Origin of the sequence: Acinetobacter lwoffii, from assembly GCF_024129855.1 — a bacterium.
In the GTDB taxonomy this organism is placed as follows: Bacteria; Pseudomonadota; Gammaproteobacteria; order Pseudomonadales; family Moraxellaceae; genus Acinetobacter; species Acinetobacter lwoffii_L.
The window spans coordinates 146,896-169,505 of the sequence record NZ_JAMXXC010000004.1 but is presented as its reverse complement, the minus strand read 5'-3'; the positions used below and the strand labels follow the sequence as shown (position 1 = coordinate 169,505).

At 42.3% G+C, this 22,610-nt stretch carries 22 protein-coding genes; 11 read left to right on the top strand and 11 right to left on the bottom strand.

What is annotated here, in order from left to right; genetic code table 11:
• Window positions 1–72 precede the first annotated feature (72 nt).
• On the top strand, window positions 73–1,392 hold the full coding sequence (locus NI465_RS05740) for an MFS transporter (RefSeq protein WP_253144588.1): 1,320 nt from the start codon (window positions 73–75) through the stop codon (window positions 1,390–1,392).
• Window positions 1,393–1,395: 3 nt separating this feature from the next.
• Window positions 1,396–2,031 (top strand): 2-polyprenyl-3-methyl-6-methoxy-1,4-benzoquinone monooxygenase, encoded by a 636-nt coding sequence (gene coq7 / locus NI465_RS05735; RefSeq protein ID WP_253144586.1) that lies wholly within the window; start codon window positions 1,396–1,398, stop codon window positions 2,029–2,031.
• Window positions 2,032–2,177: 146 nt separating this feature from the next.
• Here the strand turns inward: coq7 and NI465_RS05730 are convergent, their stop codons facing one another.
• Window positions 2,178–2,879: a DUF1003 domain-containing protein gene (locus NI465_RS05730; RefSeq protein ID WP_253144584.1), complete on the bottom strand. Its 702-nt coding sequence runs from the start codon at window positions 2,877–2,879 to the stop codon at window positions 2,178–2,180.
• Between the two features lie 282 nt (window positions 2,880–3,161).
• Here NI465_RS05730 and NI465_RS05725 point away from each other — a divergent pair, with 282 nt between their 5' ends.
• Entirely contained in the window at window positions 3,162–3,863 is a 702-nt protein-coding gene (locus tag NI465_RS05725) for a VIT1/CCC1 transporter family protein (RefSeq protein WP_005097209.1), read from the top strand.
• Window positions 3,864–4,457: 594 nt separating this feature from the next.
• On the opposite strand, the gene NI465_RS05720 is transcribed toward NI465_RS05725, so the two are convergent.
• The 4 genes from NI465_RS05720 to NI465_RS05705 all read right to left on the bottom strand — a co-directional run bounded on the left by NI465_RS05720 (window position 4,458) and on the right by NI465_RS05705 (window position 7,495).
• A complete protein-coding gene (locus tag NI465_RS05720) occupies window positions 4,458–4,895 on the bottom strand; it encodes a 2-amino-4-hydroxy-6-hydroxymethyldihydropteridine diphosphokinase (protein ID WP_005106632.1) in 438 nt (145 codons plus the stop codon).
• Window positions 4,852–5,232 (bottom strand): dihydroneopterin aldolase, encoded by a 381-nt coding sequence (gene folB, locus NI465_RS05715; protein WP_253144582.1) that lies wholly within the window; start codon window positions 5,230–5,232, stop codon window positions 4,852–4,854. The genes NI465_RS05720 and folB overlap by 44 nt, the downstream gene beginning before the upstream one ends.
• 136 nt (window positions 5,233–5,368) lie before the next feature.
• Entirely contained in the window at window positions 5,369–6,667 is a 1,299-nt protein-coding gene (locus NI465_RS05710; protein ID WP_114541118.1) for an ABC1 kinase family protein, read from the bottom strand.
• A 57-nt stretch (window positions 6,668–6,724) separates the two neighbouring features.
• Window positions 6,725–7,495 carry a HesA/MoeB/ThiF family protein gene (locus tag NI465_RS05705; protein WP_005106630.1) on the bottom strand — a complete coding sequence of 257 codons (771 nt, stop codon included), beginning with the start codon at window positions 7,493–7,495 and terminating at the stop codon, window positions 6,725–6,727.
• 482 nt (window positions 7,496–7,977) lie between these two features.
• Here NI465_RS05705 and NI465_RS05700 point away from each other — a divergent pair, with 482 nt between their 5' ends.
• Complete coding sequence (locus NI465_RS05700) at window positions 7,978–8,508, top strand: pyridoxamine 5'-phosphate oxidase family protein (RefSeq protein WP_253144580.1); 531 nt, start codon at window positions 7,978–7,980, stop codon at window positions 8,506–8,508.
• 255 nt (window positions 8,509–8,763) lie between these two features.
• On the opposite strand, the gene NI465_RS05695 is transcribed toward NI465_RS05700, so the two are convergent.
• From NI465_RS05695 to NI465_RS05685, 3 genes are all read right to left on the bottom strand, one after another.
• Window positions 8,764–10,410 (bottom strand): AMP-binding protein, encoded by a 1,647-nt coding sequence (locus NI465_RS05695; RefSeq protein ID WP_253144577.1) that lies wholly within the window; start codon window positions 10,408–10,410, stop codon window positions 8,764–8,766.
• A gap of 268 nt (window positions 10,411–10,678) precedes the next feature.
• On the bottom strand, window positions 10,679–11,815 hold the full coding sequence (locus tag NI465_RS05690) for an acyl-CoA dehydrogenase family protein (RefSeq protein WP_253144575.1): 1,137 nt from the start codon (window positions 11,813–11,815) through the stop codon (window positions 10,679–10,681).
• 247 nt (window positions 11,816–12,062) lie between these two features.
• Complete coding sequence (locus tag NI465_RS05685; RefSeq protein WP_253144573.1) at window positions 12,063–12,833, bottom strand: SDR family NAD(P)-dependent oxidoreductase; 771 nt, start codon at window positions 12,831–12,833, stop codon at window positions 12,063–12,065.
• 138 nt (window positions 12,834–12,971) lie between these two features.
• On the opposite strand from NI465_RS05685, the gene NI465_RS05680 reads away from it, so the two are divergent.
• Window positions 12,972–13,994: an AraC family transcriptional regulator gene (locus NI465_RS05680; RefSeq protein WP_253144570.1), complete on the top strand. Its 1,023-nt coding sequence runs from the start codon at window positions 12,972–12,974 to the stop codon at window positions 13,992–13,994.
• 228 nt (window positions 13,995–14,222) lie between these two features.
• Window positions 14,223–14,576, top strand: a complete 354-nt coding sequence (locus NI465_RS05675; protein ID WP_004645396.1) for a hypothetical protein — start codon at window positions 14,223–14,225, stop codon at window positions 14,574–14,576.
• A 183-nt stretch (window positions 14,577–14,759) separates the two neighbouring features.
• Here the strand turns inward: NI465_RS05675 and prmC are convergent, their stop codons facing one another.
• Window positions 14,760–15,578, bottom strand: a complete 819-nt coding sequence (gene prmC, locus NI465_RS05670; RefSeq protein ID WP_005252142.1) for a peptide chain release factor N(5)-glutamine methyltransferase — start codon at window positions 15,576–15,578, stop codon at window positions 14,760–14,762.
• Entirely contained in the window at window positions 15,578–16,666 is a 1,089-nt protein-coding gene (prfA, locus tag NI465_RS05665; RefSeq protein ID WP_004645400.1) for a peptide chain release factor 1, read from the bottom strand. Before prfA ends, prmC begins: the two co-directional genes overlap by 1 nt.
• Window positions 16,667–17,011: 345 nt before the next feature.
• On the opposite strand from prfA, the gene NI465_RS05660 reads away from it, so the two are divergent.
• The 5 genes from NI465_RS05660 (at window position 17,012) to NI465_RS05640 (ending at window position 21,407) form a co-directional block, all read left to right on the top strand.
• Window positions 17,012–17,428: a glycine zipper domain-containing protein gene (locus NI465_RS05660; RefSeq protein ID WP_004645401.1), complete on the top strand. Its 417-nt coding sequence runs from the start codon at window positions 17,012–17,014 to the stop codon at window positions 17,426–17,428.
• Window positions 17,429–17,673: 245 nt separating this feature from the next.
• Window positions 17,674–18,129: a hypothetical protein gene (locus NI465_RS05655; protein ID WP_005252143.1), complete on the top strand. Its 456-nt coding sequence runs from the start codon at window positions 17,674–17,676 to the stop codon at window positions 18,127–18,129.
• Between the two features lie 169 nt (window positions 18,130–18,298).
• A complete protein-coding gene (locus NI465_RS05650) occupies window positions 18,299–19,303 on the top strand; it encodes an LLM class flavin-dependent oxidoreductase (protein ID WP_004278779.1) in 1,005 nt (334 codons plus the stop codon).
• Between the two features lie 157 nt (window positions 19,304–19,460).
• Window positions 19,461–20,501, top strand: coding sequence for an IS481 family transposase (locus NI465_RS05645; protein WP_005252144.1), 1,041 nt, complete (start codon window positions 19,461–19,463; stop codon window positions 20,499–20,501).
• A gap of 342 nt (window positions 20,502–20,843) precedes the next feature.
• Window positions 20,844–21,407: an NAD(P)/FAD-dependent oxidoreductase gene (locus tag NI465_RS05640; RefSeq protein ID WP_253144568.1), complete on the top strand. Its 564-nt coding sequence runs from the start codon at window positions 20,844–20,846 to the stop codon at window positions 21,405–21,407.
• A 246-nt stretch (window positions 21,408–21,653) separates the two neighbouring features.
• Here NI465_RS05640 and ppsR read toward each other — a convergent pair whose 3' ends face one another.
• Window positions 21,654–22,490 carry a posphoenolpyruvate synthetase regulatory kinase/phosphorylase PpsR gene (ppsR, locus tag NI465_RS05635; RefSeq protein ID WP_004278781.1) on the bottom strand — a complete coding sequence of 279 codons (837 nt, stop codon included), beginning with the start codon at window positions 22,488–22,490 and terminating at the stop codon, window positions 21,654–21,656.
• Between the last annotated feature and the right edge of the window lie 120 nt (window positions 22,491–22,610).

The following is a 22,610-nucleotide window of genomic DNA, read 5'->3' as shown; positions in this document are numbered from 1 at the left end:
TCTTACATGATTTTTCTCAATGTTTACGCATCACTGACATTTCTTAATAAAACTTAATGTAGCACGGCCTATATGAACAAAAATGAACATTTGTTAGCTTCTCGGCGCTTTTTACCGATGTTTCTGACGCAGTTTTTTGGTGCATTAAACGATAATGTATTTAAACAGGCGTTACTGCTGGTTATCACTTATGGCTGGATTCAACAGCAATCGGCCAGCATCAGCACATTGAATAATCTGGCGGCTTTACTATTTATTCTGCCTTATTTTATTTTTTCAGCTACTGCCGGTCAGATTGCCGACAAATACGAACGTTCACAGCTGATTCGCTATCTCAAGCTTCTGGAAATTGTCATCATGTTGCTGGGAACTATCGGTTTCCTGATGGGCAATTTATGGATTCTGTTATTTGCCTTATTCCTGATGGGCATCCAGTCCACTTTCTTTGGTCCGATCAAATATGCCATTTTACCTGAAGTGCTGAAACCAAATGAACTGATGTCCGGCAATGCCCTGTTTCAATCCGGAACTTCTCTGGCAATCCTGTTCGGTATGATTCTAGGCGGCGCAGTTATTGCAGCTTCTGCCGGCAACTTGATCTGGATCAGTTTAACCGTCATCAGCATCGCCTTGATTGGTTATATATCCAGTCGCTATATCCTGAAACAAAGTATTCCCGCGCCTGAGCTGCAAGTTGACTGGAATTTTTTCCGGACCAGCTTTCAGACCTTGAAATATGCCAAAAGCTTACCGCTGGTTTTTTTAATTCTGCTGGGTAACTCCTGGTACTGGTTTTATGGTGCAACCTATCTTACCCAGATTCCTCAACTCACCTTACAAAACCTGCATGCTTCTGAAAATGTCGCCAGTTTGCTTTTAACCTTTTTCTCTGTCGGAATTGGTCTGGGTTCATACTTATGCCGTAAAATTGGTGGCAGCCAGGTCAATATCAAGATGGTGCCTTTTGGCGCGATCGGTCTGGTGATCTTTGCCCTGTATCTGGCCGCGAGTCTGGCCTTTGTTCCGGAGCGTACAGGTGCATTAATCGGCTTGGCAGATGTCTTTCAGCAAGGCTGGAGCTATTATCATGTGATGCTGGCCGTCACCTTACTTGGAATTAGCGGCGGTTTTTATATTGTACCGCTGTATGCCATGATGCAGGCGCATTCTCCCCGCTCACATCGTGCGCGTGTGGTTGCAGCAAATAACATCCTGAATGCCGTTTTCATGGTATCTTCTGCTATATTCTCAATTATTATTTTAAGCATTTTAGAGTTTGATCTTAAAATACTTTTCTGTATTACTGCAGTGTTAAGCGGTCTGTTTACTCTCTGGCTACTTTACCGGCTGAAACCAATGATCAAAACTGCAAAAGCGCCCTTGGAGGATTAATTCATGCGTCAATATACAGGTCTCGATAAACTGATTCACTCTTTTGACCAGGCATTACGCAGTCTCGTCCCGGGCACGACATCGGCACGACGTGAAAATCCGGCCCAACCGGTAGAAACACAATTAACGGTCAGTGATGCACGTCATGTAGCAGGTTTAATGCGGGTCAATCATAGTGGTGAGGTTTGCGCACAGGCACTGTACCATGGTCAGGCGATGACGGCTAAACTCCCGAATGTACGTCGTGAAATGGAACAGGCAGCGATTGAAGAACAGGATCATCTGGCCTGGTGTGAAGACCGCTTAAAAGAACTGGATAGCCATACCAGCCTACTCAATCCGGTCTGGTACGGTCTTTCCTTTGGTATGGGCGCGATTGCCGGAATCGCAGGTGACAAATACAGCTTGGGTTTTGTGGCTGAAACAGAACGTCAGGTCAGCATGCATTTACAGCATCATATTAGCCAGTTGCCACCGCAGGATGAACGTTCTCGTCGTATTCTAGAACAGATGAATGAAGATGAACTGCATCATCGGGATACAGCGTTAAATGCTGGCGGTGTAGATCTACCCGTTCCAGTTAAGATCGCCATGACAGGCATTTCCAAGTTGATGACCAAAACCAGTTATTTTATTTAAATAAGACGGTTTTAGTTTGAGCCCACTCATTTGTGGGCTTTTTAATATGGGTCAAATCTTGAGCGAGATAATAACAACTCAAGGCATATGGCGATCTTATTACTTATAAGCTCTATAAAATAATAGAGATTCCCCCACAGCATCCTTTAATCTTTTTTGCTCATTTCAGAAAGCAGGTCCAGCTGGATTTCCTGAATTTGCGCCAGCCGTTCCCATTGATGTAGCAGCAGATGATCTAATTTTTCATGCAAGTGTTGGATTTCCAGCTCGGCTTTTAAATTGATCTGATAATCATTTTGCGAACGTAAGCGGTCTTTTGCTTCCTGTCTGTTCTGGCTCATCATAATAATAGGTGCCTGAATCGCCGCAAGACAGGATAGGATTAAATTCAACAGAATAAAAGGATAAGGATCAGCAGGTCGTGTCACCATCACCACAGTATTTATCGTAATCCACAAGCCCAAGAAGATTGCAAAACAAATCAAAAAGGTCCAGCTTCCACCAAAAGTTGCAATTTTATCGGCGAGCCTTTCTCCCAAGGTCCACTTTTGCTCTAAGGTCGTTTCCACATTTTTGGTAATCAGTTCATGCTGATGCATGCTATCAATCACTTCAAACTCAAGATCAGTCACTTCACCCTTTTCCGAACTTAATAATGAATGTACATACTGTATACGGTACTGGGTTAAATCTGCCTGGCAAATATAATCTTGCGGTGTCCAGCCTGGAATATCTTTGGCAATCTCTTCGGTAATGACTTGTCTGACTGTTCCCATCGGGGTGAGATTTTTCAGAAGAAAGTGCTTGCCGCATACCAAGCATTTATGGCTTTCATGTTTTTCTTTCATGATAATTCTCTTTTTAAACCAACTCACTCAGCTATTATTTTGTTCGATATGTTTGATTTGCTTTAGTCATTTTTACCATTCGTAAATCAATTATGTATCAAGTGCGTCTGATTTCTTGAACTTATGAATCTCACTTCGATTTTATCTTGGATTGATAAAATGCTCAGCCAAGCGCACGATGAGCTGATCATTCAAGATAATTTTCAGATCGATTCAATCCTACTATCTATACATGACTTAAATTTACTATAATCATGATGATAATAAAAAAGGGGCTTCATTGTGCGCCACTCATACCATCTTGAAAAACATTATATCGAACGTGCGGGCTGGCTTCGTGCAGCTGTACTGGGGGCAAATGACGGGATTATTTCGGTCACCAGTCTGGTGGTGGGTATTGCAGCCAGTGGAGCATCCACGGAAATTTTATTGGTGACCTGTGTTGCCGGATTGATTTCTGGCGCCGCATCAATGGCGGCCGGTGAATATATTTCGGTTAAATCCCAGCAAGATATTGAAACCAATGATCTACTCATGGAAGAGCGCGAACTGCAGCGCCATCCCACGCATGAGTTAAATGAGCTCAAAACGATTTATATACAACGAGGTCTGGAACCTGCTTTGGCACAACAGGTCGCTGAACAGCTGACCGACCATAATGCCTTGGATGCCCATGCCCGGGATGAAATTGGTATTTCAGCACATACCTCTGCCCAACCCTTTCTCGCTGCATTTTCTTCGGCTATGGCATTTACGGTAGGTTCATTATTTCCTTTAATTTCAATCATGATTTTACCGGAACATTATCTGGATAAAGGCGTCATGCTGATTGGTGTTTTAAGTTTGGGGATGATGGGCGCACTGGCAAGCTATGCCGGTGGAGTAAGTGTCTGGAGAGGTGCAGTTCGGGTCATGCTCTGGGGAATTATCGCCATGTTATTCAGCGCCTGGATCGGATCATTATTTAATGTGTCTGTTGCCTAAATATGTGTTTATTTTTTAGTTAGACACAGAATAGGATTGAACGGTTCCTCTATTAACATCACTGAAAAATGTTTTTTCAAAAACTAGCGGCTCTAACAAAACTTGAGTTTAATTAATATATGTTCGGTTTTAATTTAGATAATTAAAGCCAAAGATCTATGCCCGAGAGGTATTGTTATGGAAACTACCATCATTCTTGCCATCTTGGCGATCATTATCGTATTACTGATTATTTTTTATAACAAGAAAAAGTGAAAGAGCGATGATTCATTTCTTGATACTTTGAGGATTTTTATTGATCTTAAAATACATTTCAGAGCTTTAAATCAATCAAATATTAATTCCCTGTCGGAAAACCATGAAATCCCCATTGGATCACATAAAGAATCCCAAGGATTAAAATCACCGAAACCAAGATTTCTAATATTTTCATTTTTAAATGAGCTCTATACTTAAGCACCTCATCTTATCTGAATTTTTCTTTTCATCTAAAACAAAAAATTGAATCATAAAAAAAGCCTGATCTTGTTTGATCAGGTTGGTTAATCATTCTTACTGGATAAAATTTATGAGCAAAAAATTAGGTGATTTGATTTAAATCAGCTGTTCAACTGTTGGGAAGCTATGTGATCCATGTTCGAACATGGCATCATGCCAGATATCAAACATGGGCACTTTCACATCCAAAGCCAAAGGCAATTTTTTTTCATTAAACTGCATATGTTGAAGATCGGATCCCCAGGCAATCAAATCAACATCCAAAGTAATCTGATGAGATGGACGTACTCGCCCTGATGCCTGTTCCAGCTGTTTGAGCAGCTCAATCAGGCCTTCACTAGACACCGAACTTCGCAATAAACACGCTGCATTCCAGTAATCTGCGCCGATGCCATCGCGGCAAGGAATCATATAAATGGGAGAAAACTGAACTTCTCCCCATTCAGAAATACGTTGCTGTGCAGCTTGAAAATGTTGCTGAGGATGACAATTACTCGCTAATGCTAGGGCGAAAATCGTTTCGGTGGCGTTCAAGACGTATCCCTACAGAATTGGCTTGCGCGATAATGGCAGGCTTACGGATCGTAATATTAATCGATTCAATTGCTGTAAAGGTAGTAAAAAGTGCATTCAGCACTAACTTTGCTGCATGTTCAATCAATTCAGGCTTGGCGTCTTGAATGACTTTACTGGAAATCTCACAAATTTCTGCATAATTCAACGTATCTGCAAGTGCATCTGAGTTTGATGCCTGTTCTAAATAGGTTTGAATGATCAAATCCAGCATTAAAGGCTGAATAATTTGACGCTCCCAGTTAAAGCAGCCAACGACTGTCTCAACTTTTAAACCTTCAATAATAATGGCGTCCATTGGATTGCTCGAGAATATGATATTTACAACTAATCTCCCTAAATCCCTCTTTTATAAAGAGGGACTTTTATCGCTTCTACTTTATCAAGCAATGAGAAACTCCTCCCTTTAGAAAGGGAGGTCGGGAGGGATTAAATTAATGCTTTAACAGCAGATTCGGATCCATGCTCTGCACCATCTGCAAACGCTGATCGGCATAGATGTCGGTATACGGCGCCAGAATACGCATGAAACGGTCGAAATACAGCATTTGCTTGAACAACAAGGCAAAGTCACGCGGGAACCGGATCCCGTGACGCTCACCCACAGCCACCATATCCATCATGATATCGTTCAGATCAGCAGGATTCGACGTTAACAATTCCTGTGGATCTGCCATCAACACGCCACTGAATAAACGCTCTAGATCAGCAGCCAAAACTTTGGTGTCTATCTGCACAGCGGTCATACCCATTTTCAGCATGTTTTGCGCCATCAGCTCATAATTGGTATGTTGCAATGAATCCATAAATGCCATACAGGCAGTCCATACTTCAGGCTTGAGCTGACCGACAATACCGAAATCAATAAAACCGACACGGCCATCTTCAAGTAGCATCAGGTTGCCTGCATGCAGATCGGCATGGAAACTGTTACACATCATCAAGCTGCCAAACCAGGTATTCATCGCAGTGATAAGTACTTGAGATGGATCTTTGGATACTTTTTTGACCACTTCAAAATCTGTCAAAGGCACACCGTATAAACGCTGCATGGTGAGCACACGACGGGTCGAATATTGATGATAAACCTTAGGTGCAGTGGCTGCCTGATTGTTTGTGATATTCAGGTAATTAACGAAATCATCCAGATTCTGTGCTTCTTCGATAAAATCGACTTCACGCACCATACGGGTTTTGATTTCTTCGACAATGTCAGCCAGTGAAGCAAACTTAACTTTCGGGACTGCTTTTTCCAGCAACTTGGTTGCCCAATGCAGCACATTCAAGTCAGTGTACAAAATGGTTTCTACGCCCGGTTTTTGTACTTTAATCACGACATCTTCGCCAGACACCAGTTTGGCCGCATGCACCTGTGCAATAGATGCAGAAGCTAACGGCGTTTTATCAATCGATGCAAAGATTTCATCCAGATTACGTCCTGCAAATTCAGAAGCCAATACTTGCTGGATATAGCTAAACGGCAAGCGTGGAGTCTGATCCAGACAACCCTGAAATTCTTCAACATATTCACGTGGAAACAGCGACGGTGTGCTGGCAATAAACTGACCCAGCTTGATATAAGTTGAACCTAAGGATTCAAAAGTTTCACGCATGAGTTTGGCATTGCTCGGCTTTTCAGTGGCATATTTAAAGCCCGCCTTTGCCGCAACGACTGCTGTTTCTCCCATACGGGCAACTGAACGTATTCCATCTAACCAGATATTGTTTTTCATAATGTCTTAGGAAAAATTAATTAAACGCAGTGTAGCAAAAAAATTCACTTTGCAGGCTTATCTTGCCTGACAGATTGGGCAATCTGTATCTTTTTCGAAAGCAAGAATCCGCTGTTTAAAGCTCAGCCCATCCCACAACAACAGCTTTTGTCGAAGTGGTATCTGACCTAATCCCAGATATAACAAGGCATGATGTGCCTGTAAGCTGGCCATCACATTCGGTGTGGTGGCCAGTACACCGGAGTCTGCACAGCGCAGACTTTCATCGGCCTGATTTTCTGGCGGGAACAGGCAAGCATAACAGGCGGAATCCCCTTCGACCATAAATAGCTGACCTTGCAAGCCAATCGCAGAAGCACTCAATAAGGGCACATTCAGCTCCACGCAAATCTGATTGACCAGATAACGTGTGGCAAACTGATCACAGCCATCCAATACCAGATCCTGATGCTCAATCACACTTACTGCATTTTCAGCCGTTAAGGCCTGATTCACATATTCAACTTGTAGGTTCGGATTAACCTGACTCAGTCTTTTGGCCAGCGTTTCTGCCTTATAAAATCCAATATCCTGCGGTATAAATGCCAGTTGTCGCTGTAAATTACTCATCTCGATGGTATCCGGATCGATCAGGGTAATTTTTCCCACACCTGCACGTGCCAGAAGTTCTGCCAGTGCACAGCCTATCCCGCCACAACCAATAATGCAGACATTAGAAAATTTTAACCGTTCTTGAGCGTCAATATCCCAGCCATCCAGAAGAATCTGACGGCTATACAGATGCAGTTCAGCATCGGTGAGTTCGAATTCTGGGGATATGGTATCCATGTTAAATATAGACAACGTCTTTCCTTGTTTCGAAAATTTTTAACAATGATCGTAAAATTAGCTTTACTGAAGTTTCTAAAGGCTGATAAATCTCTGGAATATCAATCTCACATTCAATTCACAGCACATCAATAAATGGTTCGGCAATCGTTGAGGCAAATAGCATATCAGCTAAACGTTCGGTATCAAGATGCAGCCGCTATGGCTTGGCAAGATTTTTTGAATCACCTCAATTAAACGGTTCCGGTAAACTGTTCCTTCTAATTTATAAAAGGTGTCAAACCTGAAGTTTTTAAAATCTTTGCTATTGAATTACCCTGTAAATAGAACTGCCTTGTTTAGCAATTCTGTAGTCTCTGCCTGTATTTGAGTATGAAAATGTATGAGTTCAGTGAGACCTAAGGCATCTGTCTCTAAATATGATTAATCTGAAAATACCAAGCAATCTTTTCAGCTTTCATAAAATCGTATGGAGAACATACATGACCCAGCATAACAATACTCAACATGATAATCGTGAAAAATTATGGGAATTGATCAAGGATGTTCGTTACACCATGATCAGCCATTTAACCGACACACATGAAATACACTCCCAGCCGATGACCATGCTGAACTCCGAGCAGATGAATGAACGTCAAAACTTATATTTCATCCTGCGTAACACCAATGATCTGGTCAAAGCAGCAGAAACAGGCCGTGGTCAGATTGGTCTGTCTTTTGCAAAACCATCAGATGGTATTTACGTGTCGATTAGTGCACATGCCCAGATCAGTACTGACCGCATTCTGATTGAACAGTTGTGGAATCCGTGGGCAGAAAACTGGTTTGAAGGCAAGGATGATCCGACCGTACGGGTATTGATTGCTGAAGCAGTCAGCGCAGAATACTGGAATGTCACAGATAACAAAGTTACCCAGCTTTTTAAAGCCTTAAAAGGCGGTGTTACCGGCGAAGCGGGCGAACCGCATGCAGAACATCAAAAAGTGAATCTACAAAGTAATATCTGGTAATGAATGAGATTTAGCCTCTTTATCTTAAGAGGCTAAATTTTTGATATATTTAATTTTAAATATTAATGTAATTTTACTGTAATGACATAAAAAATTATAATTTTTGCTTGCCTTAATCTGCTCTCTTAAAAATATAAGTTCGGGAAAATCAGCTCAATATCTGATTAAAATTTAAGTAGCAGATTTATTTCTTAAAAAACCAAAAGGCTGCTATGGCAGCCTTTTAGCATTCAATCGAACAATTAATTTGAAAAATTAGCTAACTCGCTTCATCTCTTGAAGTTTGGCAACTTCCTGCTGTTTGAGTAAATTTCGCTGAATCTTGCCACTCGATGTTTTAGGCAAAGATGCCACAAACTCAATCTCTTTCGGATAGGCATGTTTGGATAAGCGTGAACGTACATAACTTTGCAGTTTCAACATCAAATCTTCAGTAGCCGGATAAGCCGATTTAAGCACTACAAAGGCTTTCACAATTTCAGTTCGTTCTGGATCTGGCTTGCCGACTACGGCAGATTCAAGCACTTCTTCACATTCAAGCAAGGTACTTTCTACATCAAAAGGCCCAACCCGATAGCCCGAAGTTGTAATGACATCGTCTGCACGCCCAATAAAATCAATACCGCCATATTCATTCAGCTTCACGGTATCACCAGTGAGATAATACTGCCCGACAAATGACTTGCGGTTATGCCCTGCATAGCCTTCAAACCACATCAACGGTGAAGCTGCACAGTCAATTGCCAAGGTTCCAATCCCGCCTTTTTCTACTTCCTGATGTTCTTTGTCCAATACAGCAAAACGATGCCCAGGAATAGCAAAACCGGCTGAACCAACTTTTTTATAATGCTCCAAGCCATGATGATTGGCGATCACCATACCCACTTCAGTCTGTCCATATTGATCGTAAATATTCACATTTAAATCATGATTGAACCACTGAATCACTTCAGGCGTGAGCGGCTCACCTGCACTGCTTACCACGCGTAAATGCGAACTGATGCCTGCATCAAATTTTTCTTTAAAACCAAAGAACATGCGAAATGCGGTTGGCGAACCGGTCAGGTTACTAACCTGATATTTTTGAATGATTTGTACGGCATTATCGACACTAAAGCCACGTTCATCCATGATGATGCTGTGCCCTAAACTGAGCGGCCCTGCAATACCATAATACAGTCCATACGCCCAGCCCGGATCTGCCAGATTCCAGAAGGAATCTTCATCTCGCAGATCTACGGCGTGCAGCATATAGCCTTTAAAGGCCAACAACGCTTTTAAAGGTACAGGAACCGATTTTGCCAAGCCTGTCGTACCTGAAGTAAACATCATCAGGAAGACATCATTAAACTGGCAATTTACCGGTTCAAACTCCTCTGGTTGTTGCTGTAAGGCTGTCCAGAAATCCGCATCTTGATAATTATTTGTCGCTGTTTGATGCACAGTCAGAATATTAGGAACATTGAAATCATGGAGTTTCAGTCGTTGTTCTTCATCAGTAACGATCAACTGGGTATTGGCGGTACTGATACGATGTTCAATGGCTTTGCTTTCAAAGGCAGTAAATAAAGGTTGGTAAATGGCACCAATCCGCCAAGTGGCCAATATAGTAATTAAGAGTGCTGGCGTTCTTGGCAGCAACCCTGCAATACAGTCACCAGCCTTTAAACCCAGAGAATGCATATAATTGGCCAGCTGTCCTGAAGCCACGGCCAGTTGTTCAAAGGTCCACTGCTCTGCGTCTCCGTTTTTGCCTTCCCAAATCAGTGCAGTTCGGTTTTGACCCAAGTAGCGACCACAGCATTCGGTATACGCATTGATGTTCTCTGCGTTTCCAACCAGATGTTCTTGAACCATATTTTCAAAATTAAAATCAGCATATGCCTGTTCTAGTGTCTTCATGACGACAACCTCTTTCCTGTTGTAGTTTTCAGGCGACCTTGCCTGAGTTTGTCCATTTGTATTTGTTGTTCCTGCTGATTCCATCAGCATACTTTCTCAAATCTGCATTCATGCCCTATGGCTAGAACATGAATAAAGCTTATTTTTCGATTATTCGCACTGTATGTCTTTAGATCATCATGTTCAGTTGAATCCTGCAATTTCCATATCCATCCATGTAAGTGCAGAATTTGAACATTAATCAAAGTCTGTTTTTTTAATTTAACAATCAGCGTTGACACACTTCACGTGCAATCACCAGTCGTTGAATATCTGATGCACCTTCATAAATCTGGCTCACTCGCACATCACGATAGATACGCTCAACCGGAAAATCAGAGACATAACCGTAGCCACCATGAATCTGGATCGCATCTGAACAGACTCGCTCTGCAATGGTCGATGCAAACAGCTTTGCCATCGATGCTTCTTTTAAACACGCCAAGCCTGCATCTTTTAACGTTGCAGCATGCAAGACAAGCTGACGTGCGGCTTCAATTTGGGTCGCCATATCTGCAAGCCTGAACGCCACAGCCTGATGCTGCACAATTTCCACACCAAAGGCTTTGCGTTCATTGGCATATTCCACTGCAGTATCTAGTGCAGCCCGCGCCATACCGACTGATTGTGCTGCAATCCCGATGCGACCCGATTCAAGATTCGACAAGGCAATTTTATAGCCTTCACCTTCCTGGCCCAGCAGGTTGGCAGCCGGAATCCGGCAGTTATCCAGAACGATGGTCGCGGTATCCGAACAATGCTGACCCATTTTCTCTTCTAGGCGTGACACGATATAACCCGGTGCATCGGTCGGCACCAGAAAGCATGAAATACCCTTTTTCCCTGCAGATTTATCAGTCACAGCAAAGACTAGTGCAATCTGTGCGTGTTTACCTGTCGTGATAAACTGCTTGGTGCCATTTAGCACCCATTCATCACCATCACGTTCGGCTTTACACTCCAGCGAACTGGCATCCGAACCGGCCTGAGGTTCTGTCAAACAGAAACAGCCAAGCCATTCACCTGTCGCCAGCTTAGTTAAATACTGCTGTTTTTGTGCTTCAGTGCCATAACGCTGGGTAATGCCGCAAGGCAAAGAATTCTGCACACTGATAATCGTCGAGATTGCACCATCTCCTGCGGCAATTTCCTCTAGCGCCACCACCAATGATACATAATCCAGACCTGCACCACCCCATTCTTCAGCCACTGTCATACCCAATGCACCAAGCTCACCAAGCTCTTTAAGTTCTTGTGCTGGGAATTGTGCAGTTTTGTCGCGTAGGGCCGCTGTCGGTTTCAGTTTCTGCTGCGAATAATTGCGCATCATGTCCTGAATCATTTTTTGTTCGTCATTTAAAATCATTGAACTTCCCTTTCTATATCTATTTTATTTACTTCAAGCTTTTTACTATTGAGATCGTTGGCACGTCGGATAAGGCGGCATGGATGTCGCCTGCGAAACTGAGATACAGGGATGTATCTTCAGTTTCGCAAAGGATTTTTGTTTCTTTTGATCCTTCAAAAGAAAATGCATGCTTGAGCAAATTCATTTAAATTCAATGAGAAATTTACAGATGTGCAAATCATCATGTCCTATATAAATCGAAGACTTATTTAGGCTGCATACGGATTGCGCCATCCAGACGAATGACCTCACCATTTAAATAACTATTTTCAAAAATATGTCCCACCAGCTGGGCAAATTCCTGTGGTTTTGCCAGACGTGGTGGAAACGGCACCATTTGCCCCAAAGCATCCTGGACATTTTGCGGCATGCCTTTCAGCATCGGAGTTTCCATAATGCCCGGCGCGATGGTCATGACACGGATCGCTTCACGAGCCAGTTCACGTGCTAAAGGTAAAGTCATTGCGACGACTGCACCTTTAGAAGCCGCATAGGCAGTCTGGCCAATTTGACCGTCATAAGCGGCAACCGAAGCGGTGTTCACAATCACGCCACGTTCTTCTTCACCCGATTGCAACTCATATTTTGCAATTAAAGCCGCCGCATGACGCAACATATTAAAAGTCCCATTTACATTAATATTCAGCACTTTTTGAAACATCGCCAATTCATGGATGCCGTTTCGTCCCAATACTTTGGCAGACGGTGCAATCCCGGCACAGTTGATCAGACCATTCAGTTGACCATACGTACTTTCAACATGAGCGAAGAAACTTTCAACGGCTTGTTCATCGGTCACATCGAGCTGTACAAACTCAGACTGTGAACCCAGTTGCTGCTGTAAGGCCTGACCCTGCTCCTGATTCATATCAACCAGAATTACTTTAGCACCGTGTTCAACCAAATGAGTCGCTGTAGCTGCACCCAAACCTGATGCACCACCTGTAACGACAACAACTTTTCCCTGAATGTTCATGTTTATTTCCTAGCGATTTTTCTATTTCAGATACGACTTAATATGCAGAGTAAACAGAGTTTTTATTCTGTACAATTTCCAAATATTGCATCTTGCATGATGTATTTGGACAATGAAAACAAGGATGTCAGACTGAATATGCATAAGCCTGCACTGGAATATAGCAAAGGCACCATCTCGATTGATCTGGTGAACGAAGCATTGCTGGATGCCAAACGGCTGCAATTTGATATCCTTGCCATTCTGAAAAAAGCCAATATTCCAGTGGAGGTCCTGAATGCTCCCAAGGCACGCGTGTCGGTCAGCCAATTTGCCCAGTTATGGACTGTGCTTGCAGACAGCATGAATGACGAATTTTTTGGAATGGACAGCCATGCCATGCGTCGTGGCAGTTTTAAGTTGCTTTCCAAAATGGTCATGCAGGCAGATACACTGGAAAAAGCCCTGCAACACATTCTGCAATTTCTCAACCTGGTTTTGGACGATCTGCAAAGTACACTCATGGTTGAGGAACACTATGCCTATATCGTGATTTATGATTTAAAAGCAACCAAACGTATGTTTAGTTATGCGACTTATCTGATGCTGATTCATACCCTGATCTGCTGGTTAAGTGGACAACGGATTTTGCTTAATCAGATTCAACTCAAATGCGCAGCACCCCTAGATGATTTTGATTACAAAGTCCGTTTTTGTGAACAGATTGAATATCAGGCCAGCGAAAACTATGTGCAATTTGATGCAAGCTATCTGCAACTGCCAATTAAACAGGATGCTCAGTCCTGGTATCAGTTTATTCAGCAAACCCCACAAAATTTATTGGTACGTTTTAAAAATCCCTATGCTTTAAGCACTCAGATTCGCCGACAATTGCTACAGGTTTCACCAGCAGAATGGCTGGAACTGAATGAACTGGCCTTAAAAATGAATATGTCTGAAGCGACCATGCAACGGCGTTTAAAAAGTGAAGGTGTCAGCTATCAACAGTTAAAAAATGAGATACGCCGGGATACCGCCATTGAGTTACTGACCCGTACTGAACAAAGTTTACAAGAGATCAGCGATCAGCTTAATTTTCAGGAATCCAGTGCATTTCATCGTGCATTCAAAAAGTGGACTGGCGTCAGTCCAGGCGCGTATCGACAAAATAATATTAGATAATTTATATAAATTTAGACTTTAAAAATATTACCGAAAAACACTTGGATTCTAAGCATTTATTTTTATTATGATTATATATTTCAAGCCCTAAAACATATATTAGCAGGACTACACAGTCACGCGGAAAGCTTTGCAATTTACCCGAGAATAGATTATTTTTCATTCAATTTATAGCACTTTTGCTATTGGCTGTACTCTCCATTTTCCTTTCTAGTTGAAGGTATCTCCATGTTAAAGATGACTGATGTGCTTGGGCAAAATCTTGTCCAAAACTTCTCTAAAGCTTTATTTTCTTCGACTGATCTGATCACAGAACAGTTGAATCAAGGGATTTTAAATGCATCGGATGCAGAACTGAAAGATGCAATTCTGCACTTCTTTAATCAGGTAGATGCTGTGGAAGCGGCTCAGGCCCTTGAAATTCCGGCAGAACGTATCAATGAATTACAACAAGGTATTGCCTTGAAAGATGAAAGATCTCTGGCAGACACTTTGAAAGTTGTGGCACTTTGTCTGGCAATGGAAACTGGCAGTTTGGATCAGGTAGAAGTCTATGACTGTCTACAAGACTATCCAATGTAATTCTTTTTTAAGTATTCCTCGAAAGCGGTGCTCTGGCATCGCTTTTTTGTTTTTAGTTATACTGCGTTGGCGTCATATCATTCAAAATACTTAAGGTTTCAGATGCAGTCAGGAATTTATAAAGAAAAAATCCAATAAAAAAGCGACCACATCGGTCGCTTTTTTATAAAGATAGATGACAGATTAATGTGGCCATTGACCCAAAGTTACGCGATCATTCCCGCCATAATCTTTAACCGTGCGGACTTGCTTATAACCCGCCTGTTTAAATAGATGTTGTACGGCATCTGCCTGATCATAACCATGCTCAAGCACCACCCAACCATTGACAGTCAAATGCTTCTTGGCTTGCAGAATAATCATTTCAATATCGGCCAGCCCCTTTTTATCTGCCACCAGCGCACGTTCCGGTTCAGTCGCCAGATTCTGCATATGCACATCATCAGCATCGATATAAGGTGGATTCGATACAATGGCATCAAAGAATTGACGGCCAAATGGTTTCAACCATGAACCCAGAACAAATTCCACATTCTCAATATCATGTTGTTCCGCATTATATTTCGCCACCTCAAGCGTAGGCTCGTAGATATCGGAAGCGGTTAGTGTCCAGTTAGAACGTTCAGATGCCAGTGATAAGGCAATTGCACCAGTACCTGTACCCAAATCCACCACACGGGCATCATCAGGCAGATCCAATTTCAACACAGTCTCAACCAGCACTTCAGTATCCGGACGTGGCACCAAGGTATCTTTGGTCACTTTGAGGTCTAAAGTCCAGAATGGCTGTGAACCAGTGACATAAGCCAAAGGCTCACCGGCAGCAATACGCGCCAATCCGTCTTTATACGCCTGTTCCTGTTCCGGCGTTAACTCCTGATCCTTTTTCATCAGCAGATCAAATGAATCAATCTTGGTGATGTGTTCCAGTAACCAGGCATTTTCCTGACGTTCGTAACTTTCAGCTTCGCCGCGTAAAGCCAAGGCTTGTAAAATATTCATTATCCACCATTCTGCTGTGCAAGCATGGCCAACTGATCCGCCTGATATTCGCGGTGCAGACTATCCAGCAATTCGGTCAAATCACCTTCCATCACGGCATCCAGCTTGTATAAAGTCAGGTTAATGCGGTGATCGGTCATACGACCTTGCGGATAGTTATAAGTACGGATACGTTCCGAACGATCACCCGATCCCACTAGGTCACGACGCATTTCCGAGGTTGCTGCATCTGCTGCTGCACGTTTGGCATTTTCCAAACGTGATACCAGCAGTGCCATCGCTTTGGCCTTGTTCTTATGCTGTGAACGCTCTTCCTGACATTCCACTACGGTGCCGGTTGGAATATGAGTAATACGTACTGCAGAATCGGTTTTGTTAACATGCTGACCACCTGCACCTGAAGCACGGTAGGTATCAATGCGCAAATCAGATGAGTTGATTTCAACCGAGGTATCGACATCAATTTCAGGAAGAATCGCAACGGTACATGCTGAGGTATGCACACGGCCTTGTGATTCGGTCGCTGGTACACGCTGTACACGATGCGCACCACTTTCAAATTTTAGACGACCGTAAACCCCGTCACCATTAATCAGGCAGATGACTTCTTTATAGCCACCATGTTCGCCTTCATTTTCAGAGAGGATTTCAATACGCCAGCCTTGGTTTTCCGCATATTTACTATACATACGAAATAAATCGCCTGAGAAAATCGCAGCTTCATCGCCGCCGGTTCCGGCACGAATCTCAAGATAAGCCGAGTTGGCATCATTCGGATCTTTCGGAATCATCAAGATGTTCAGGTCTGCTTCAAGCGATTCAATTAAAGCTTTATTCTCTTTAATTTCTTCCTGTGCCATTTCCTTAAAATCTGGATCTGACAGCATGGCCTGAGCTGTTTCAATGTCTTCTTCAGCCTGTCTGTACTTGGTCCAGACATTGGTGATTTCTGTTAAGTCATTATGCTCACGTGACAATTGACGGAAGCGCTTATTATCAGAAATGACTTCTACATCAGCCAGTAATGCGGTCAATTCTTCATGGCGGTCAGAGAGTTGGTCTAATCGTAAACGTAACGATTCTTTCATTTTCTAAAAAATCTCAAACATAGGCTGCGACTAAAAACCGATTTAGCACAGCGAAATCAAAAAATTGCGCCTAGTTTAACGACTCTGGCTTCTAATGAACATCATTATTGAGTAAGTCCGCGTTGCTATCATTCGTGCTCTACAGCATTTGTTAACAAATATGATTAAAAACAGTGGAATTGCTTTTTTTATAGTCGATCTTATTCTTATTTCTTGCTGATTTTACAATTCGCCAAATAAAGCAGGGAATTATGAAGAAACATCTTCATATTGTTTTGGGCATGATTTGTTACATTTTCCGCATCGAAATAACTACAGTCCTGTAGATGGACACGGAGTGATGACATGAAACTCAACGCACTTTTAATGAGTACAGTTTTAGCTGCTGGTTCAATGATGACCGTAAACGCACATGCCGACAGTACAGCGCGTGTTGCAGCAGCAAGTGCTTTAGGTAGTGTTGCAGGTACAGCATTAGGTAAAAACATGGGCGGTAATACTGGTGCAACCATTGGTGCTGCTTTAGGTGGTGCTGGCGGTGCAGCAGTTGCAAGCAGCAAGAAAAACCGTACTGAATCTGCCATTGGTGGTGCCCTAGGTGGCGGTGCAGGTTATACCGTAGGTAAAAATATGGGCGGCACTAACGGCGGTTATATCGGTTCAGCTTTGGGTGCTGCCGGTGGTGCTGCACTAGGTAACAAGATTGCCAAAGATAAAGCAGCTGAAAAACGCTCTAAACACTGGAAAAAACGTTACCGTTAATTTGCGCTCAGGCAGTTTAGACCAGACGCTACATTTAACATGAAAAGCACCTTTTGGTGCTTTTTTTATTGTGGCTTTAATATGTGAATTTTCAATTAATACATGGAATTATCCTGTCCACATCATGAATAAATTAAGGAGATAAAAATCACAATTCGCCAACATTGCCTTCATGCTGTTTGGCGCTTGCTAGATTAAATTTATCTCATCAACAAAATATAGCTAGATATATAAAAGGTGTCCTCATGAACTATAAATCTCTAATGATCGCTGTTGTAGCAACCTCAGCCATGGGTATGACAGTTGCCAATGCAGGCAATACAACCAATACAGCTTTAGCTTCTGCACTAGGTGGTGTTGTTGGTGCTGCAGTAGGTAATAAAATGGGCGGTACCACTGGTGCAACAATCGGTTCAGCGATTGGTGGCGGTGCGGGTGCCGCAGTAGCGGCAAATAAACGTGACCGTAATGGTGCGATTATCGGTGGTGCTTTAGGTGGCGGTGCAGGTTATGCAGTTGGCCGAAACATGGCAGGCACTAACGGTGGTTATATCGGTGCGGCACTGGGTTCAGCAGGTGGTTCAGCTTTAGGTAAAAAAGTTAGCGAAGACCGTCGTTATGATGACCGCAGCGAACGTCGCTATAACTCTTCTCGTAACTACCGTTATAACGATTATCGCTATAACAACCGTCGTCGTTAAGATTCTCTCCCCTTATTCTTTCCTCCTTTATAAGCATCTTCGGATGCTTATTTTTTTGCCTTTATTTTTTATCTTTATCTTTTGGTTTACACTTATATCGATTTTTTTCGATATACAAACGCCTTCTAAAGTCGTATGCTTTTAGAGATGTCTATTTAAGAGTAATACTATGCGTACGCTTAACGATACCCAGTTCTCTATACTCGAACTGGTTCCTGTTCGTGACGACAAGACTATTCAATTCGCGCTAAACCATGCGCTGGAACTTGCCCAAGCAGCAGAAAAATTGGGTTATCGCCGGATGTGGCTGGCAGAACATCATAATATGGATGGCATTGCCAGTTCAGCAACCGCAGTTCTCTTAGGCTATTTACTGGCGAATACCAAAACCCTAACTTTAGGCTCTGGTGGAATTATGCTGCCGAATCATGCTCCACTAGTAGTAGCAGAACAGTTCGGCACCTTGGCAACGCTCTATCCGGACCGGATTGAACTGGGTCTGGGCCGCGCACCCGGTACAGATCAAATGACCATGCGTGCCCTGCGTCGTGGCCGTCAGGAAACCGAAGATCAATTTCCGCAGGATGTTCTGGAAATTCTGCAATATTTTAAAGATCCAATTCCAGGACAGCGTATTGTGGCAACGCCGGGTCAAAGCACGCATGTACCTGTATGGTTATTAGGGTCCAGTCTGTTTAGTGCGCAATTGGCAGCAAAACTCGGCCTACCTTATTCCTTCGCTTCGCATTTTGCCCCGCGTATGCTGGGTCAGGCCATTCAATTATATCGTGAAAACTTTGAACCGTCTGAATATCTCGATCGTCCTTATGTATCGATGGGCGTACCGACCTGTGTCGCAGATACCGATGAAGAAGCACAATATCTGTCGACCAGTGCCTATCAGCGGGTTTTATCACTGATTCGTGGGCAAAGCCTAAAACTTAAAGCACCAATTGATTCGATGGAAGGTCTGTGGTCGCCGCCGGAAAAAATGTCAGTCGATAATTTCTTTGCCATGGCTCAGGTCGGTTCCAAAGAAACCGTTAAAGCCGGTCTGGCATCGCTTTTAGCCAAATATGACGTGGATGAGTTTATCTTTACTTGCGACATCTATGACACTGACAAACGCCTACATAACTTTGAGCTGTTGATGCAAATTAAAAATGGTCAGTAAATAAGAGTTGCATCTACCTATTCTCAGCAATGGGTAGATGTTTTTAATATTTAAAGTGTATTAGTTCAGACTTGATCGTACATTCTTCTTGAAAAAGAGAAAGTTACCCGTTTTGATAAAGGTGTCGAAATCTTAATTAAACAAAGGTAACTTTCTTATGTTGCATACTAACAATCAAATCATCAAACACAAAGTCGGCTTACTCAATTTAGCTGAAGAGCTTCAAAATGTTTCTAGAGCATGCAAAGTGATGGGTGTCTCTAGAGATACTTTCTATCGCTATCATGAGTTAGTACAGTCTGGTGACATTGATGCATTAATCAATAAGTCCCGTCGAGTACCAAATCTAAAAAACCGTGTAGATGATGCTACAGAACTGGCGGTCATTGATTTCGCAATTCAATATCCAGCTTATGGTCAGCATCGTACCAGTAACGAATTGCGCAAGAAAGGTGTATTTGTTTCAGGGAGTGGTGTTCGTTCTATTTGGCTCCACCATGATTTGGAGAACTTTAAGAAGCGTTTAAAAGCACTCGAAGCTAAAGTGGCACAGGATGGTATCGTACTAAATGATCATCAGATTGCTGCACTTGAGCGTAAGCATGAAGATGATGTGGCGTGTGGTGAAATCGAAACTGCTCATCCAGGCTATTTAGGTGCACAAGACACCTTTTATGTCGGGAATCTCAAGGGTGTTGGACGGATCTACCAGCAAACATTTATCGATACTTATAGCAAGGTCGTTCATTGCAAGCTCTATACAACCAAAACACCGATTACAGCGGCTGATTTGCTCAATGATCGTGTATTACCTTTCTATCAATCCCAGGATTTACCAATGCTTCGCATTCTTACAGACAGAGGAACCGAGTATTGCGGTAAGGTGGAACAACATGACTATGAGTTGTATCTAGCGCTCAATGACATTGATCACACGAAGACAAAAGCAGCTTCACCACAAACGAATGGGATCTGTGAACGCTTCCATAAAACAATACTGCAGGAGTTTTATCAAATTACATTTAGGAAAAAGCTTTATAGCACGCTAGAAGAGTTGCAGACGGATTTAGACGACTGGCTGAAATTCTATAATACTGAACGGACTCATCAAGGAAAAATCTGCTGTGGTCGTACACCATTTGAAACTTTACTTGATGGAAAACAAATTTGGGCTGAGAAGAATTTAGCTCAAATTTAACCTGACAGGCACAATAAAAATCAGGTAACTGTCAGATCAGGTTTGAGCTAGTACATGACCAAAAGAAATATATCAGTAAAAGCATTTCTATCGACCTCCTCCATTAAAAAACTTCTTCCCTAAACGAACACTTCACTTCTTTTCCTTCATCCATCTCAGCAAGTTAAAAGTCATTCCTTTTGGATCGCATGTAAATCTATTCAGTCTTCAATAAAATCAGATTTTATATTTTGCTCAAATAGATGACTGTCTAAGTTAAATTTTTCACTTTACCCTGGCTTGAGTTTTTGTTTATATCTCATACAAAGAAAATTAATTATTAAATAAATTCAAGGAATTCTAATGTCTACCAAGCAGGATCCACACGCTGGTATTTTTGAAAATCGCCCCGAACATTTTCAGCAGTTTAATGGAATTAAAGTGCCCTCTTCCGAACTGTTAGAATTGGATTATGCAGATAAAGATATTGCTATTATTGGCACAGATCAGTTTACCGTGAGCCAGCTGGATAAAATCAGTCAACATGCCCGTTCGGTAAAAGTTTTCCAGATTAATCCTGCTTTTGTACTGCCCGGTTCCGACCGAATTCTGCAACGAATTATTAATCACCCATTGATTGGTAAAAATCGCCGCTTATTTAACAACCGCATTAAAAGCTTGCTTTCTCTGCGGTTTTTAGAAAATCAGGTGCAGAATTTGTGGCTAAGACGCCAGTTAATGCCAAATCTTGCATCTTCCCGTAAGATTTATCTGAAATCAGATCATTATTATGCTGCCCTACAACGTGAAAATTGCCGCCTGATTACCTGGCCGATTCTGAAAATTTCGGAAAATACAATTCATTGTATTAATGGTGAACAGCATCCGGTCGATATCATTATTCATACTTATTTAGCAGAAAAATAACTCACGCTGGCGAGTAAAAATGAAAAATTGGTAAGCTGATAATGAGATTTTTATTTACGTATCAAGAACCGACATGATGATTTATTCAACAAAATGAGCAAAGAAGACTCTTTTATATTTCAGAATATGATAGTTGGTATTTTCTTAGAATTATAAAATTCATACATTATTTCGATTAATCAATGCTTACTTGTAATTTTTAGCTATAAATCAAAGCCAAACCGCAGTTTGGCTCTGGCTGGTTTCTTAACCGATTCGACGTTTTAAACCGGTCATTTGCAACACACGTGTTGAGATTTCTTCAATCGACATTTCAGACACATTCAGGTACTTGATGCCTTCCGAAATATAAATTCCTTCAATCGCACGCAACTCCATCTGACACTGACTAAAGCTGGCATAACGGCTATTGGCCTTACGCTCAGAACGAATGGCCACAAGGCGTTCCGCATCAATCATCAGGCCAAACAGCTTGTTTTTATGCGGTCGCAGCACGGCTGGCAGTCGGTTATCATCCAAATCTTCTTCAGTCAGTGGATAGTTCGCCACGCGAATACCGAACTGCAAAGACAGATAAATAGAGGTCGGGGTTTTACCTGAACGCGATACACCAATCAGGATCAGGTCAGCTTTATCATAATGACGGGTACGTGCGCCGTCGTCGTTATCTAAAGCAAAATGAACAGCATCAATACGGGCCTTATAAGACTCAGAGTCGGTCACCGCGTGGGTCTGCCCGACTAAAGTTGTAGGAATCGTGCCTAATTCATCAGCCAACTTACTAATAAGCCCTTCAAATACATCGAGATTTACTGCATTTGCAGTATTAATAATGTCGCGCACATAGGGATCAACTAGGGTATCAAATACCAGCGGTTTTTCACCGTCGATTTGAGCTCTTGCATTGATCTCTGCCACCACATTTGTAGCCGCTTCTTCGGAACTAATGTAAGGGATAATATGAATGTCAAATTTCACATGCGGAAACTGCGCTAACAGCGAGTGTCCAAGGGTTTCAGCGGTGATGGCGGTACCATCTGAAATAAAGAAAACACTACGCTGAATTTGTTTACCTTCCGACATTAAAATTCTCCTCCAACATTTGTCTTAGTGCTATATAATCTTTATAGTAAACCGATCTTACATGACTGTCGCTTAGTAAAATCAAAAACCTAGATGATTTGCTATACTCTCATGCCGAGA

Bases quoted from the DNA above. Each gene is read 5' to 3' on its own strand.
- NI465_RS05645 (WP_005252144.1), top strand. From the start codon at position 19,461: ATGTTGCATACTAACAATCAAATCATCAAACACAAAGTCGGCTTACTC.
- NI465_RS05730 (WP_253144584.1), bottom strand. From the start codon at position 2,879: ATGAAAGAAAAACATGAAAGCCATAAATGCTTGGTATGCGGCAAGCAC.
- prmC (WP_005252142.1), bottom strand. From the start codon at position 15,578: ATGAATATTTTACAAGCCTTGGCTTTACGCGGCGAAGCTGAAAGTTAC.
- NI465_RS05650 (WP_004278779.1), top strand. From the start codon at position 18,299: ATGCGTACGCTTAACGATACCCAGTTCTCTATACTCGAACTGGTTCCT.
- NI465_RS05675 (WP_004645396.1), top strand. From the start codon at position 14,223: ATGTTAAAGATGACTGATGTGCTTGGGCAAAATCTTGTCCAAAACTTC.
- NI465_RS05705 (WP_005106630.1), bottom strand. From the start codon at position 7,495: ATGGATACCATATCCCCAGAATTCGAACTCACCGATGCTGAACTGCAT.
- ppsR (WP_004278781.1), bottom strand. From the start codon at position 22,490: ATGTCGGAAGGTAAACAAATTCAGCGTAGTGTTTTCTTTATTTCAGAT.
- folB (WP_253144582.1), bottom strand. From the start codon at position 5,232: ATGGACGCCATTATTATTGAAGGTTTAAAAGTTGAGACAGTCGTTGGC.
- coq7 (WP_253144586.1), top strand. From the start codon at position 1,396: ATGCGTCAATATACAGGTCTCGATAAACTGATTCACTCTTTTGACCAG.
- NI465_RS05660 (WP_004645401.1), top strand. From the start codon at position 17,012: ATGAAACTCAACGCACTTTTAATGAGTACAGTTTTAGCTGCTGGTTCA.
- NI465_RS05690 (WP_253144575.1), bottom strand. From the start codon at position 11,815: ATGATTTTAAATGACGAACAAAAAATGATTCAGGACATGATGCGCAAT.
- NI465_RS05680 (WP_253144570.1), top strand. From the start codon at position 12,972: ATGCATAAGCCTGCACTGGAATATAGCAAAGGCACCATCTCGATTGAT.
- NI465_RS05685 (WP_253144573.1), bottom strand. From the start codon at position 12,833: ATGAACATTCAGGGAAAAGTTGTTGTCGTTACAGGTGGTGCATCAGGT.
- NI465_RS05710 (WP_114541118.1), bottom strand. From the start codon at position 6,667: ATGAAAAACAATATCTGGTTAGATGGAATACGTTCAGTTGCCCGTATG.
- NI465_RS05655 (WP_005252143.1), top strand. From the start codon at position 17,674: ATGAACTATAAATCTCTAATGATCGCTGTTGTAGCAACCTCAGCCATG.
- NI465_RS05740 (WP_253144588.1), top strand. From the start codon at position 73: ATGAACAAAAATGAACATTTGTTAGCTTCTCGGCGCTTTTTACCGATG.
- NI465_RS05695 (WP_253144577.1), bottom strand. From the start codon at position 10,410: ATGAAGACACTAGAACAGGCATATGCTGATTTTAATTTTGAAAATATG.
- prfA (WP_004645400.1), bottom strand. From the start codon at position 16,666: ATGAAAGAATCGTTACGTTTACGATTAGACCAACTCTCTGACCGCCAT.
- NI465_RS05640 (WP_253144568.1), top strand. From the start codon at position 20,844: ATGTCTACCAAGCAGGATCCACACGCTGGTATTTTTGAAAATCGCCCC.
- NI465_RS05700 (WP_253144580.1), top strand. From the start codon at position 7,978: ATGACCCAGCATAACAATACTCAACATGATAATCGTGAAAAATTATGG.